Source organism: Halomonas marinisediminis (genome assembly GCF_004347715.1).
Classification (GTDB): domain Bacteria; phylum Pseudomonadota; class Gammaproteobacteria; order Pseudomonadales; family Halomonadaceae; genus Halomonas; species Halomonas icarae.
Genome location: NZ_SLTR01000772.1, coordinates 1 through 229 on the forward strand (window position 1 = coordinate 1; position 229 = coordinate 229).

A 229-nucleotide genomic window follows, 5' to 3' on the forward strand; every position below is an offset into this window, starting at 1 on the left:
CCTTGCCAGCAAGATGCGCAGCAATGGCTGGCGCGAGGATTTCAGAGATCCGCTAGCAACCGGCAAGCACCTGATCCGCGCCAGCGGACGCAAACTGCGCATCGGCGTTCCTTTCCCGTTCTCGATGCATGCCGAACTTGTCTATTTCTGGCTGAATGCACTGGGTCTGAAGACCCCCGACGAGTTGGATGTCCGCACCGTCCCGCCGCCGCATATGGCCGATGCCATC

At 60.7% G+C, this 229-nt stretch carries 1 protein-coding gene; it reads left to right on the forward strand.

Features of this window, described 5'->3' with window-relative positions:
- Positions 1–229, forward strand: a 229-nt coding sequence (locus E0702_RS18480) for an ABC transporter substrate-binding protein (protein ID WP_165927653.1), incomplete at both ends; no start/stop codon positions are given.